General features: G+C 68.4%; 13 protein-coding genes. 3 read left to right on the top strand and 10 right to left on the bottom strand.

The annotated features are described in order from the left end of the window. Window positions 1-34: 34 nt before the first annotated feature. Together E1261_RS02400 and E1261_RS02395 are read right to left on the bottom strand one after the other, a co-directional pair. A complete protein-coding gene (locus E1261_RS02400) occupies window positions 35-745 on the bottom strand; it encodes a response regulator transcription factor (RefSeq protein ID WP_132401047.1) in 711 nt (236 codons plus the stop codon). Next, the gene (locus E1261_RS02395; RefSeq protein WP_165952324.1) at window positions 742-1,938 is read right to left on the bottom strand and encodes a sensor histidine kinase; all 1,197 of its coding nucleotides are present in this window, start codon (window positions 1,936-1,938) and stop codon (window positions 742-744) included. The genes E1261_RS02400 and E1261_RS02395 overlap by 4 nt, the downstream gene beginning before the upstream one ends. A 96-nt stretch (window positions 1,939-2,034) precedes the next feature. Here E1261_RS02395 and E1261_RS02390 point away from each other — a divergent pair, with 96 nt between their 5' ends. After that, window positions 2,035-2,655: a cupin domain-containing protein gene (locus E1261_RS02390; RefSeq protein ID WP_132401041.1), complete on the top strand. Its 621-nt coding sequence runs from the start codon at window positions 2,035-2,037 to the stop codon at window positions 2,653-2,655. Here E1261_RS02390 and E1261_RS02385 read toward each other — a convergent pair. The 8 genes from E1261_RS02385 to E1261_RS02350 form a co-directional block, all read right to left on the bottom strand. Then, window positions 2,537-3,802, bottom strand: a complete 1,266-nt coding sequence (locus tag E1261_RS02385) for a glycoside hydrolase 5 family protein (protein ID WP_132401038.1) — start codon at window positions 3,800-3,802, stop codon at window positions 2,537-2,539. The two genes, E1261_RS02390 and E1261_RS02385, sit on opposite strands and share 119 nt — an antisense overlap. Beyond that, entirely contained in the window at window positions 3,799-4,947 is a 1,149-nt protein-coding gene (locus tag E1261_RS02380; protein WP_132401035.1) for an MGDG synthase family glycosyltransferase, read from the bottom strand. Before E1261_RS02380 ends, E1261_RS02385 begins: the two co-directional genes overlap by 4 nt. After that, window positions 4,944-5,639, bottom strand: coding sequence for a PIG-L deacetylase family protein (locus tag E1261_RS02375; RefSeq protein ID WP_132401031.1), 696 nt, complete (start codon window positions 5,637-5,639; stop codon window positions 4,944-4,946). Before E1261_RS02375 ends, E1261_RS02380 begins: the two co-directional genes overlap by 4 nt. Window positions 5,640-5,720: 81 nt before the next feature. Then, on the bottom strand, window positions 5,721-6,440 hold the full coding sequence (locus tag E1261_RS02370; RefSeq protein WP_132401027.1) for a cation diffusion facilitator family transporter: 720 nt from the start codon (window positions 6,438-6,440) through the stop codon (window positions 5,721-5,723). Then, window positions 6,437-6,817 (bottom strand): ArsR/SmtB family transcription factor, encoded by a 381-nt coding sequence (locus tag E1261_RS02365; RefSeq protein WP_132401023.1) that lies wholly within the window; start codon window positions 6,815-6,817, stop codon window positions 6,437-6,439. Before E1261_RS02365 ends, E1261_RS02370 begins: the two co-directional genes overlap by 4 nt. A gap of 32 nt (window positions 6,818-6,849) precedes the next feature. Beyond that, on the bottom strand, window positions 6,850-7,671 hold the full coding sequence (locus E1261_RS02360) for a hypothetical protein (protein WP_132401020.1): 822 nt from the start codon (window positions 7,669-7,671) through the stop codon (window positions 6,850-6,852). Window positions 7,672-7,683: 12 nt separating this feature from the next. Continuing rightward, window positions 7,684-8,172: a SigE family RNA polymerase sigma factor gene (locus E1261_RS02355; RefSeq protein ID WP_132401017.1), complete on the bottom strand. Its 489-nt coding sequence runs from the start codon at window positions 8,170-8,172 to the stop codon at window positions 7,684-7,686. A 201-nt stretch (window positions 8,173-8,373) separates the two neighbouring features. Beyond that, window positions 8,374-10,089: an aminotransferase class V-fold PLP-dependent enzyme gene (locus E1261_RS02350; protein WP_132401014.1), complete on the bottom strand. Its 1,716-nt coding sequence runs from the start codon at window positions 10,087-10,089 to the stop codon at window positions 8,374-8,376. Window positions 10,090-10,311: 222 nt separating this feature from the next. On the opposite strand from E1261_RS02350, the gene tenA reads away from it, so the two are divergent. Further along, the gene (gene tenA / locus E1261_RS02345; RefSeq protein ID WP_132401011.1) at window positions 10,312-10,971 is read left to right on the top strand and encodes a thiaminase II; all 660 of its coding nucleotides are present in this window, start codon (window positions 10,312-10,314) and stop codon (window positions 10,969-10,971) included. A 3-nt stretch (window positions 10,972-10,974) separates the two neighbouring features. Further along, entirely contained in the window at window positions 10,975-12,519 is a 1,545-nt protein-coding gene (locus E1261_RS02340) for a phytoene desaturase family protein (RefSeq protein ID WP_132401008.1), read from the top strand. Window positions 12,520-12,574 lie beyond the last annotated feature (55 nt).

The raw sequence follows: 12,574 nt of genomic DNA, 5'->3' as shown, positions 1-12,574 counted from the left end.
CGGCCCAGCCTGGTAGCGGCGCTGGCACGTGTCGTCATCCCGGTGCGGGCGGCCGCCCTACGTCAGGTGCTGCATTGTTGTCCCAGCCGGGCGCGACGAGGCCGGTTTCGTAGGCGAAAATGACCAGCTGCGCCCGGTTGCGGACGTTCAGCTTGGTCATCGCCCGGCTGACATGGCTCCGCACCGTCGCGACGCTCAGGAACAGCCGGCCCGCGATGGCGTCGTTGTCCAGTCCCTTGGCGACCAGCGTGGCCACCTCGAGCTCCCGCTCGGTGAGCAGGTCCTCGCGGTACCGGTGGTTCTGCGGTGGGCTCTGGGCCCTGCGGGCGTACTCCGCGACCAGCCGGCGAGTGACGCTGGGAGCGAGCATCGCGTCGCCGGCGGCGGTCAGCCGGACCGCCTCGATCAGGTCTTCGGGGCGGCAGTGCTTGAGCAGGAATCCCCAGGCGCCGGACCGGAGCGCGTCGAAGACGTACTCGTCCAGCTCGAAGGTGGTCAGGATGACGATTCGTGCGTTCTCGGTCGCCGGGTCGGAGGTGAGCCGTTTGGTTGCCTCCAGCCCGTTCATCCGCGGCATCCGGATGTCCATCAGGATGACGTCGGGCTCGGTCGCTCGGGCTTGTTCGATCGCCTCGACGCCGTCACTGGCCGTGCCGGCGATCTGGATGTCGTCGACCCCGGTGAGGATGGAGGCGAACCCGCTGCGGACCAGGGACTGGTCATCGACGAGCAGGACCCGGATCATGGCAGCTCCTCAGGAAGGGGAAGGGTCGCGATGACGGACCACGCGAATCCGTCCGCGGGTCCGGCCGCGAAAGTGCCGTCCAGCGCGGCCACTCGGGCCCGCATACCCGCGATACCACGGCCCCCGCCGTACGGGCTGGGTCCGGCCGGTACGGCCGCGTGGGCGTTGTCGACCCGGACGGTCAGGCGCGTTGCCTGGTAGTGGATGCGGACCCAGGTCCGGGCCGGTCCGGCGTGCCGCAGGACGTTGGTCAGTGATTCGAGTACGACGCGGCTGGCCGCGAGGTCTTGTGGAGCCGCCAGGCGGCGGGGCGGACCGCTGACTTCCAGCTGGACCTGGAGCCCGCTGGCTCGGGCTGAAGAAACCAAGGTCTCGAGGTCGACCAGGGACGGCGAGGGTGTTCGGGTCGCCGGCTCGGTTGGGTCGTGCAAGGTATCGAGGAACGCCTGTACGTCGTCGAGTGCCTGCCTGCTCGCCTCTTGGACCGCGGCCAACGCATCCGGTACTCCCGGACGATTCGTGGTGTGAAGTTGCAGCCCAGCCGTGGCCTGGACGTTGATGACGGCCAGGTGGTGGCCAAGGACGTCGTGCAGATCCCTCGCCAGCTTCAGCCGCTGCTCGGCCGCCTCGCGACGGATCTGGCCGGTCTGCGCCTCCGCGGCCATCACCAGGCGCCGCTGCTGTTCCTTGGCCAACGCGCTGCGGTGACGGAGGAGTTCGCCGAGCGCGAGCAGGAACGAGAGCCAGGCGGCCAATCCCGCCGTACTCGCGAGGGAGGGCCCATCGCTACCCGGAAGCAGCACCCCGACCAGGCTTGTGAGCAAGGTGCCGATCACCACCAGGTACGCCGCCGCGCGCGCACCGTTGGTGATCGCACTGACCAACGCCACGATCATGGGACCGTAGACAGGGCCGGACGGATTGTCGGTGGCCAGGTAGCTCCAGGTGGCCACGACGCAGACGGCCAGGACGAATGCCGGCCACCGGCGCCGCCACCAGAGCGCGACCGGTCCAGCCAGCAGCAGGAACAACCCCAGTGCATCGAAGCTGCCCCAGGTGTCGGAGTGCCCGGCGATGCTCAGCACCCCGGCGAGGTTGACCGCTGCGGTCACCACGACGAAGAAGACGTCGACGCTCCAGCCGTCGGCCTTGTCGGCCTGACGTGCTGGAAGGCGGACGGGCAGTCGTGACAAGTGGCTGATCTCCTGACTGAGGGGTGATGGCCATCCTGTCGCCGATCTCGGGGATGCGCGTCGGCCGGCGGGAGTACTCGCGACTACGCCCTGGCGATGAGTTCCGCGCTCACCGCATTCGTCTCGGCGTCCGATGTGCAGCCGGGCCTGGGATTCCAGGCTGGTGACATGAGTGGAGCAGACGGATTGATCGTGAACGCTGCCAGTGGCGAACGGATCCGGATCCGGCCGAAGGACGCCGGCGAGGACCGGGACATCCTCGTCTGGGACCTCTGGCTCGCGCCGGGCGGACGAGTGCCCAGCGGACACGTGCATCCCGGTCAGACCGAGACTTTCCACGTCCAGCGCGGCACCCTCCGGTTCCGGCTGGGCGTGTTCGGCCGGGTCCTGGTGGGTCCGGGCGAATCCATCAGCGTTCCGGCCGGTCGCCCGCACCACTTCGCGAACGTCGGCGATACCGAGGTCTACGCGGTCATCGAGACCAGTCCGGCGCTCGAGATGGAGGCGCTGCTGCGGACTGCGTCCACCATGGCGGACGCGAGGCCCCTTCCTCGTCCGGTGAACCTGCTGTTGTTCATGGACGAGTTCTGGGCCGAGGTCAGGGCGCCATACGTCCCGGCCAGCCTGGTACGGGCGTTCCTGTCGCCTGTACTCCGGCTTGTCCGGCGACTGGGCCTCGATCGCCGGTACCGCGGTCTGCGTGACCGGACACGGTGAGCGCCCGGGCGAACGCCGCGAGGTAACTGTCGTCGCCGCCGCGGCTCCTCAGAACCCAGTACTCCGCGCCCCAGAACAGGTACGCGTCCAGAGCCGTCCCGCTCTGGGCGGCCCAGCGCTGCCAGCGGGAGTAGTTCTCGATGACTCGCTCGGGTGGACAGCTCGCAGCCGCCTGCTCACGCGGATCCGGTGGCACGGTGACGGCCTCCCATGGTTCCGCCTGCCCTTCGGTGACCATGACCTGGCGCCCGCTGTCGGCGACCCGGCGCAGAACACGGCCGCGGCGCAATCTCGGTAGCCAGCCCGCCGCGCCGTCGAGATACAGGGCGCGCGACCCGAGCGCGGCGATCGCATGCCGCGGATACGAGTCGATGCCGACGATGTCGCCGTACTCGAGGGCAATGTCCACCGAGTCGCCCTGGTCGAGCGTTCGCCACCACTGGTGCGCGGTGACGGCGGTGGACATGGGCAGGAAGCCGTTGAGCAGGATCGGGCGGTCCGGGTCGGCAGCACGGACAGCCCGGATCTCGTCGCGGACGAAGCTGCGGGACAACCGCCAGGAATGCTCCATCCCCAACGGATCGACCGCGTCGTGCTCCACCTGCCAGGCGATGATCGACCGGTGGCCGCGATACCGGCGTACCAGCTCGGTGAGGTGTTGACAGGCGGCCTTGAGCAGGTGCGGGTGCGTGGCCGGGGTGATCAGCGTGCCCTCCGGCAGCGGCCGGGTCAGGACGTGCGCGGGAACGAAGTACTCCGGATAGCCGAACGACTTCACCGCACCGAGGTTGACGATGACCTTCTTACCGGCTCGCTCCGCCTCGTCGAGCTGCCAATCCAGTTCGCTGTGGTCGAGCACGCCAGGGGTGGGGGTGATCCGGTCCCAGTACGCGGCGAGGCGGAGGATGTCGAACGGGTACGGCAGCAGGGCCCGGAGGGTTTCCTGGGGATCGAGGGACAGGTCCTCACACTGCCGGGGGCGGAAGCTCAGACCCAGCTGAGTTCCTTTGCTGGGCTCGACGCGCTGGCTCCGCCAACGCTCCGTCAGTGGTCTGCCGGCGGGTCCCAGCCGCAACTCGGTCACGAGGACCAGGCCGATTCCGGCGCCGGCACCGGCGACGGCACGGCGCAAGGCTCTGCTCTTCATGGGTTCTCCTTCGGGTTCGTGATCAGGTCTGCGGTCAGCGCGCCGGCGGTCGGCCGCCCGGACCGCAGCGCAGCGAGGTGAAGTGCCAGCAACAGGTCAGGTCGTGCGCTCAGCTGGGTCACCCGGGCAAGCAGGTCGCGCGTGGACGAGACCCGGATCCCTGCCCCGCCTCGCACCACGGCCTCGCTGTTCCCGGCCTCCTGGCCCGGCAGGCTTCCGGCGAGCAGGAGCGGCAGGCCGAGGGCAGCGGCCTCCGCGATGATTCCGGGTCCCGCTTTGGCCACCAGTACGTCGGCCGTCCGCATCCACGTGGCGATGTCGTCCACGAACCCAGTCACCAGCAACTGACGCCCGGGGCGTGGCTCGAGCCGCGACAGCCTGCCGCGCAAGCGCTCGTTGCGACCGCAGATCACGATCACGTCGACGTCGGCCTTTCCTCGAACGAGTGCACGAGCCCAGCGGCCGGTACCGCGAACTCCCTCGCCACCGCCGTTGATCAGTACGACGAAGCGCTCGGGACTGAGCCCCAGTTGCGAGCGATCGGGTACCGCGGACGAGGCGACGAACTGCCGTCGTACCGGGAGACCGAAGACGTGCTCACGGGTTCCGCGCTGGTTCATGAGGTGGCGGGGAAGCCCGGGCCGGGGCGTCACGTATTCGTCCACCGACCGGTGCCACCACGTGCGGTGCGGATTGCCGATGTCGGTGATGACGGTGATCACCCGGCCGTGGCGGTGCCGGGCGGCCGGCGCGACGAGGAGCGGATGGAGCACCACGACCACCTCGGGCCGGTGCCGATCGATCGCGTCCGCGAGTGGCCGCCGTACCGCACGGGTGATCAGCGCCTCCACCACGGGCCGCACGAGACTGTGGTTGGTCGCGTGAAACAGCAAGGCCCACAAAGCCGGAGCGACCCGGACCAGCGGCCCGTACCGCCGGAACAGCCAACGCACAGGTGGCGAAACGCCAGGCCCGGTGAGCGGATCGACGATGATGCCGGTCATTCGGTCGCCGTACTCGAGTTCTTCGCGGAGCGCCTCGGCACAAGCCCGGTGGCCGCCTCCCGTGTCCGCGATCAGCAGCAGGGCCCGGGCCGTGGTCACCGGCGGCTCGCGATGGACGGCGCCGAGCGTCGTTGTGGTCATCGCTTCCTGCCGATGAACCACTCGGACCCGAACAGCCAGCCGAAGACGAGCGGCGGCAAGGCCAGGCAGCGAACCAGCATGCGGTCGCCGCCCACTGCGCGTGAAGACTGACTGACATGCGCGGCCAGCGCCGACCGCTTGACCGCGACATAGCGCCGTACGTCGATCCGGTGAGTCACCAGGCGGGCACTGGAGTAGACGACGGGGATCGTTGCCTGGAGCACGCAAGTCGTGCCGGCCAGGTCTGCCGCCCGGGCACCGACCTGGTGCGCCCGGACATGGTCACGATGCCCATAGCCGCCGCCTGGATCATCGATGATCAAGACGTCCGCGCACTCCTGCCGCAGGATCTCGGCGAGCCGCCCAGCGGCCTCGTCCAACGGCGCCCGGACGAACCGGCACCGGTCAGCGGGATCAGCCGGTACGACGGGGCCGGCTCCGCTGTCGGCGTATCCGAGCCCGACCAACCGATGCACGCCGAGCAGCCCGGCACTCTTCGTGAGCTCGGACCAGCGGAGCCGCCCGAGGTCGCCGTACGGGCCAAGCTCGAGCCGGGTCCGGCCGAGGCCGCCGTCGGTCGCCACAACCAGGACGACTCGATGGCCCTGGTCCGCGGCGCGTGCCATCGTTCCCGCCGTGAGCACGATCTCGTCGTCCGGATGCGCCTGGAAGACCACCAGAGTCCAAGACATACCGACACCATCGCGGACCAGCCCGGCCCACCGCGTCATCCCTACGCGGTGTCTGCATCTACATCAAACAACCGATGCAGGTCAGTCCTTGCAGCAGCCGTCAGTGCAAGCCGCGCCTTCGGCAGTGGTGCCTGCGATCGGAGCGCAGCAGCCTTCGCCCTTCCAAGCTTCGATGCCTTCACGGACTGCGACAGCGGCGATGATCAGGCCGGCGATCGGGTCGGCCCAGCCCCAGCCGAGGGTGGCGTTCAGCACCAGGCCGACCAGCAGGACCGCGGACAGGTAGGTGCACAGCAGTGTCTGGGTGCCATCGGCAACGACGGCGTTCGAGCCGAGCGCCTTGCCGGTACGGCGTTGCGCCCAGGACAGGAACGGCATGACGATCAGCGACGCGATCGCCAGGCCGATGCCGACCGGAGAGGCATCGGGGTTACCGCCGCCGATCAGGGCGCGCAGCGACTCGAACGTCACATAGGCGGCCAGGGCGAAGAACGAGATCGCGAGCATCCGCAGCGCGAGGTGTTCGCGGCTTTCGGGCAACCGGTGGCGGAACTGCCACAAGATGATCAGGCCGCTGGACACCTCGACCACGGAGTCCAGGCCGAACCCGACCAAGGCGACCGATCCGGCGATCACGCCGGCGGTGATCGCGATGACCGCCTCGATCAGGTTGTAGGTGACCGAGGTCGCTGCCAGCAACTGGGCCCGGCGGCTCAGCTTGCGCCGCTGCTCCGGGTCGGTCGTCCACGTGCTCGGCGGGGTGGCGGAGATCTGGATCTGCAGAGGGTGCTGGTCGCTCATGAGGTGGCCTCGGTGCCGTAGACGGGGCACAGCGCGACGGCGTCACCGGTGAGTCCGAGCAGTTCCTCGGCCGCGGACAGCAACCGCAGCGTCGCCTCCGGGTGGGTCAGGCTGAACATCGACGCCCGGCCGACCGGCCGCGACTCGACCAAGCCGCAGTCACGCAAGCAGGCAAGGTGTTTGGAGACCGTCGACTGCGCCAGCGCAAGATGCTCGGTCAGATCCACGACGCGGTGCTCACCGAGCGCGAGATGCCGCACGATCGCCAACCGGGAGGCGTCGCTGAACCCATGGAAAAGACACGCCGCAGATGTCAGCGCCGCCGTCTCGTCGATCTGCCCCAGGTCTGGATCCACAGAATCTGCTTTCATCGCCATACGGCGATGTTAGCGCACGATCCGATGATTGGTCAGCTGCCGGCCGGGATCACCTTTCCGGCGGCGGTCAGTGGGTCCACCGCGGTGATCTTGAGGTCGCGCTTGGGGATGACCAGGGCGAAGAAGCGCAGAGTGTCGGTTGCCGGGGTGGCAACGGCGGGAGCGGTGTAGGTCTTGCCGCCGGCCGTTACCCGTACTGCGCGGGCGTCGATCGGGGCCGAACCCATGACCAAGGTGGCGTCGATCTTGGGGCTGTTCTTCTCTTTGGCATAGCCCTGGACCACCCGGTACTTGGGGTTGGACGGTGAGGCGAAGCAGCTCAGCGGGCGGCCGAAGCTGTTGGCCGGACCCTCGTCGGTGACCAGGCAGCCCTCCTTGGAGTAGACCAGCACCGCCCAGTTCTCGGTCGAGATGGTTCCCTTGGCGACGTAGTACGCCTTGGGCAGGTAGCTGTTGGCATCCGGCATCTTGGTGAAGACCTCCGCCGACCAAGGCGCCGGCAGGACTCGCCGGTGATCACCCGTGACAGGTGCGGTCGTCGACTTCGGGAACTTCGTCGTCTCCGTCGATGGCAGACCGGACGGAGTGCTGGTCGGCTTGGCGGACGCCACCGGCGGACCGGCCACCATCGGCCCGGTGTCCCCGCGCTGATCGAAATGCTGGATACCGGCGACCACCACCCCCATCGTCATCAGTACGGCGCCTCCCGCGGCCACGCCGGCCGCCGTACTCCGCCGGCGCCGCAACCGAACCCCTTGCGCCAGACTGCGCTCCACCAGATCGACCGACTCCGGCTCCAGCCCGTCCGTGGCCCGCGCCATCAACTCGGGCAGCTGACCATCAAGCTTGTTCACACCTTCTCCTCTTCACTGAGCGATCAACTGCCCGACGTCGTCTCCAAGCACTGCCCGCAACCGCTCCAGCGCCCGCGCCGTCCGCGTAGTGATCGCACTCGGCTTCTTCCCAAGATCCAGCGCCACCTGCTCAACGCTGCGATCTTCGAAGTACCGCAGCACCAAGACAGCCCGATCCAGGGCTGCCAGCTCACTCAGCGCCCGCTGCAGGGCCACCCGCAGCTCGACATCCACACCGGGCCCCGCCGTCTCCGGCAGCACCGAGGTAGGCCGCTCCGACCAACTCTTCCGCCGCCGCTGCGAAACAAACGTCCGCACCAACGCAGTCCGCGCATAAGCCTCAGGCGTATCGATCCGCCCCCACGTCTTCAGCATGTTCGCCAAGGTCTCCTGCACCAGATCCTCGGCATGGTGCCGATCCCCGCACAACAACCAAGCCGTCCGATACAAAGGCCCCACTCGAGCCCGAGCAAACTCCTCGAACTCCGCAATCCCCTTCATCCACCCTCCAGCAGGTCGCCTACCCCCATAGACGCACCCATCGCGGATTTAGGTCACACCCCTGGCAAGATGAGCCTCGTGAATGGAAGCTCCTGGTTCGCCTACGCCGTGGTCGTGGCCGTCACCTTCGTCGTAGGCCTCATTGCCTTCACCACGTGGGTCCTCAGCCTGGTGTTCTGAATCCGGGGCTTTGGTAGCGGCTCAGGTCAGGCAGCGGGACGGCAGGTCGAACCAGCGTAGGTGGTCGAAGTCTGAGTTGACGGTGCCTTCGGTGTCGGCGGTGCGGTCCTGGCTGGTGGAGAGCAGCTCGCGGGCCTCGGCCAGGTAGTCCTGGAGGGCCGACTCCGGAGCGGTGTGGTCGTGTCGCGGGTACCGGAGCTTGCCGTCGGCGTCGTACCCGACCGCGGACAGGCGCATCGGCGGCTCCACCGGTCCACGGTGGTGCCGCCACAGGCCGGTCGCCGGGGCGAAGCGGTAGTCGCCCAGCAACCGCGCGCCGCCCTCCGCCACCAGCTTGACCGCCTCCACGACGTACTCGAAGACCGCCTCGGAGATGAAGTAGTTGAAGTTGACCCGCACCCAGCCGGGCTTGATGCCCTCGCAGCCGTGCAGGATCTCCTCGGCGAACTCGGCCGACCGCGCCAGGTCGATCCCCAGCAGCGAATGCCCGTACGGTCCCGCGCAGGAACAGCCGCCGCGGGACTGGATCCCGAACAGGTCGTTCAGCAGCGCGACCACGTAGTTGTGGTGCAGGTAGCGCCCGGACGGCGCCTTGACCACGAACGACACGATCGACAGCCGCTCGGCGTCCAGGTTCCCGAGGATCTCGATGTTCGGCTCGCTCCGCCACGCCTCGACCGCACGCCGCAGGTACGAGTCCTCGTGCGCGCGGATCACGTCGATCCCGACCGCCTGCTTGAGCTGGAACGCGAGCCCGGCCCGGATCGACCCGATGATGTCCGGCGTCCCGCCCTCCTCGCGGTGGACCGGGTCGTCCAGGTAGCGGTGCCCGGTCGGGTTCACGAACGCGACCGTGCCACCACCCGGCACGTCGGGCACCCGGTTCCGCAGGAGCTCCCGCCGGGCGACCAGCACGCCCGGGGTCCCCGGTCCGCCGATCAGCTTGTGCGGGCTGAGGAAGATCGCATCCTTGTACGACAACGGGTCGGCGTCGCGGCCGCCGTACATGTCGATCTCGACGTACGGCGCGGCCGCGGCGAAGTCCCAGAACGACAAGGCCCCGTGGCGATGCAGCAGCGCGGAGACGCGGTGCGTGTTGCTGACGATGCCGGTGACGTTGCTCGCGGCTGAGAACGACCCGATCTTCAGCGGGCGATCGGCGTACTCGATCAGCCGCGCCTCGAGCTGCGGAATATCGATGTGCCCGTCGACGTCCTGACTGATCGTCACCACATCGGCGATCGACTCACGCCAGGGCAGCTCGTTCGAGTGATGCTCGTACGGCCCGATGAAGACCACCGGCCGCTGCTCAGCCGGAATGTGATCGCTCAGATGATGCTCGTCATCCAGCTGAGCCGGCACCCGCAACCCCAGCACACCGACCAGTTTGTCGATCGCGCCCGTCGCACCCGACCCACAGAAGATCAACGCAGTCTCGGCGTCCCCACCCACACCCTCGTGAATGATCCGCCGCGCATCCTCCCGCAACCGGGTCGTCTGCAACCCGGTCCCACTCGACTCCGTGTGCGTGTTCGCATACCGAGGCAGAACCTCCTCGCGAATGAAGTCCTCCAGGAACCCCAGCGCCCGCCCCGACGCGGTGTAGTCCGCATAAGTCACCCGCCGCGGCCCATACGGCCCCGGCATCACCTGGTCGTCGCCAATCACCGAAGCACGGATCCGCCGCAACAACGGCGATTCCACCGGCACCTCGACACGCTCCCCCTGGACCGTCATGCCGCCAGCGTAAACGCTCACCAAGACAAGGCAATGGTTCTCGGGCGTACCGAAGAACGGGTAGAGGTCGGCCCCGAGAGTCTCGCCCGGCCGATTCCACGCCGGAGGACGTGGCGCGGCCGGGACCATTACCCGTCCGTCGGTACGGCGACTGGCGGTTGGCCGCCCGGTTGCCGCGGTTGGGTGGATAAGGTCGGGGACAGTCGACTGTGAGGAGCGGGGATGACGTTTTCCGGGGAGTTGTGGGCGCGGGGCGGGGCTGGGGTGTACGAGGAGATCGTGCGGCACCCGTTCATCACCGGGCTGACCGACGGGACGCTCGATCATGATGCGTTCCGCTACTTCATCATCCAGGACAGTCACTACCTGCGCGCCTACTCACGGGCGCTCAGCCTGGTGGCCGGGCGGGCGACCGACGAGGATGCGGTCAGCATGTTCGCGCTGCACGCTGCCAACGCCATCGCGGTCGAGCGGGAACTCCACAGCTCACTCCTCGGCTCTTTGGGGCTCACCACGGCCGATGTCGAGGCTGCCGGATCCAAGCCGACCACTACGGCGTACATGTCCTACCTGACCGCCGTCTGCGCCACTGGCACGTACGCCGAGGCCGTGGCCGCCGTACTGCCCTGCTACTGGATCTACCGGGACGTCGGGCGCGAGCTACTGAAGCGGTCGTCACCGGACCCGGTCTACCGGCAGTGGATCGAGACCTACGGCTCGGACGAGTTCGATGCGGTGGTCGAGTCGGTTCTGGCAGTCACCGACGTACTGGACGTAGGAGCGTCGGAGCGGGAACGTTGTCACCAGCACTTCGCGACCACGTGTCGCTACGAATGGATGTTCTGGGACGCCGCGTACACCAAGCTCGATTGGCCGGTCTGAACAATGGACTTCTACGACGTCGTGATCGTCGGTGGCGGGCACAACGGCCTCGTCGCCGCCACCTACCTGGCGCAAGCGGGCATGTCCACGCTCGTGCTCGAGCAGCAGCCCCACACCGGTGGTGCTGCCGTCAGCCAGCAGGTGTTCCCCGGCGTCGACGCGCGCCTGTCGCGCTACTCGTACCTGGTCAGCCTGCTCCCCGACAAGATCGTGGCCGACCTGGGCCTGTCCCTGGACCTCCGCTCACGCGCAGTGGCGTCGTACACACCAGTACGTCGTTCCGGTCGCGACCTCGGCCTCATGGTGGAGCGCCCGGAGGGTGCGGCGACCCGGGAGTCGTTCGCGCGGCTCACCGGCAGCGACGCCGAGTACGACGCCTGGACCGCCTTCTACGGTGCAGTCGGCGAACTGGCCTCGGCCATCGCGCCCACCCTGCTCGAACCACTGCAGTCCGCCGCCGCACTGCGCTCCCGGGTCGACCCCGCACTCTGGGACGAGCTGGTCGAGCACCCCTTCGGTGAGTCCGTCGAACGCCGCTTCACCGACGACACCGTCCGGGGCGTAGTCGCAACGGACTCCGTCATCGGCACCTTCGCCGGACTGCACGACCCGTCCCTGATCCAGAACCGCTGCTTCCTCTACCACCTGATCGGCAACGGCACCGGCGAGTGGCGCGTACCCGTCGGCGGCATGGGCGCCGTCACCGACGCACTGGCCGCCGCAGCTCGCCGAGCCGGCGCCTCACTCGTCACCAACGCCTCGGTCACCTCCGTCGAGGTCGACGGCGTACGCGGCTCGGTCACCTGGCTCGGCGGCGACGGAGAGCGCTCGGTGGACTGCTCCTACGTGCTGGCCAATGTCGCACCGACCACTCTGGACACGCTGCGTGGTCGTGAGGTCTCGGTTAAGCCCGAGGGTTCCCAGCTCAAGATCAACCTCCTCCTCTCCCGCCTCCCCGCCCTACGCTCCGGCGACGACCCCACCCGCGCCTTCGCCGGCACCTTCCACATCGACGAGGACTACACCCAGCTCGAGACCGCGTACCGCTCCGCAGCCGGTGGCACCCTCCCCGCCGTACCGCCCTCAGAGGTCTACTGCCACTCGCTGACCGACCCGTCGATCCTGTCCCCCGAGCTGATTGCCTCCGGCCACCACACCCTGACCGTCTTCGGCGTCCACTTCCCCGCCCGTTTGTTTGCCTCCGACAACGATTCCGCCCGCGCCGAAGCCACCCGCCGTACCCTCGCCGGCCTCGAGTCCTACCTCGCCGAACCGCTCGCCGGCTGCATCGCCACCGACGCCGACGGCAACCCGTGCATCGAGGCCAAAACGCCGTACGACATCGAGGAATCCATCGGCATGCCCGGCGGCCACATCTTCCACGGCGACCTCCAGTGGCCCTGGTCCACCGACGACACCACCATCGGCCGCTGGGGCACCGAAACCGACACCGCCAACCTCCTCATCTGCGGCTCCGGCGCCCGCCGCGGCGGCGCCGTCTCCGGCCTCGGCGGCCACAACGCCGCCATGACGATCCTGACCCGATAACCGATTTCGCATCTCCCCAAATCCCCTGCTAAGCTCCTCTTCGTTCGCAAGCAAG

This window comes from Kribbella albertanoniae (genome assembly GCF_004348455.1).
Taxonomy (GTDB): domain Bacteria; phylum Actinomycetota; class Actinomycetes; order Propionibacteriales; family Kribbellaceae; genus Kribbella; species Kribbella albertanoniae.
Note: the sequence above shows the minus strand (reverse complement) of the source record. Positions and strands in the feature narration are given on the sequence as shown.

What these genes read in the sequence shown, in the direction of transcription:
- E1261_RS02400 (WP_132401047.1), bottom strand. Translation starts at nt 745, where the DNA reads ATGATCCGGGTCCTGCTCGTCGATGACCAGTCCCTGGTCCGCAGCGGG.
- E1261_RS02390 (WP_132401041.1), top strand. Translation starts at nt 2,035, where the DNA reads ATGAGTTCCGCGCTCACCGCATTCGTCTCGGCGTCCGATGTGCAGCCG.
- E1261_RS02375 (WP_132401031.1), bottom strand. Translation starts at nt 5,639, where the DNA reads ATGTCTTGGACTCTGGTGGTCTTCCAGGCGCATCCGGACGACGAGATC.
- E1261_RS02365 (WP_132401023.1), bottom strand. Translation starts at nt 6,817, where the DNA reads ATGGCGATGAAAGCAGATTCTGTGGATCCAGACCTGGGGCAGATCGAC.
- E1261_RS02385 (WP_132401038.1), bottom strand. Translation starts at nt 3,802, where the DNA reads ATGAAGAGCAGAGCCTTGCGCCGTGCCGTCGCCGGTGCCGGCGCCGGA.
- E1261_RS02350 (WP_132401014.1), bottom strand. Translation starts at nt 10,089, where the DNA reads ATGACGGTCCAGGGGGAGCGTGTCGAGGTGCCGGTGGAATCGCCGTTG.
- E1261_RS02380 (WP_132401035.1), bottom strand. Translation starts at nt 4,947, where the DNA reads ATGACCACAACGACGCTCGGCGCCGTCCATCGCGAGCCGCCGGTGACC.
- E1261_RS02370 (WP_132401027.1), bottom strand. Translation starts at nt 6,440, where the DNA reads ATGAGCGACCAGCACCCTCTGCAGATCCAGATCTCCGCCACCCCGCCG.
- E1261_RS02340 (WP_132401008.1), top strand. Translation starts at nt 10,975, where the DNA reads ATGGACTTCTACGACGTCGTGATCGTCGGTGGCGGGCACAACGGCCTC.
- E1261_RS02355 (WP_132401017.1), bottom strand. Translation starts at nt 8,172, where the DNA reads ATGAAGGGGATTGCGGAGTTCGAGGAGTTTGCTCGGGCTCGAGTGGGG.
- tenA (WP_132401011.1), top strand. Translation starts at nt 10,312, where the DNA reads ATGACGTTTTCCGGGGAGTTGTGGGCGCGGGGCGGGGCTGGGGTGTAC.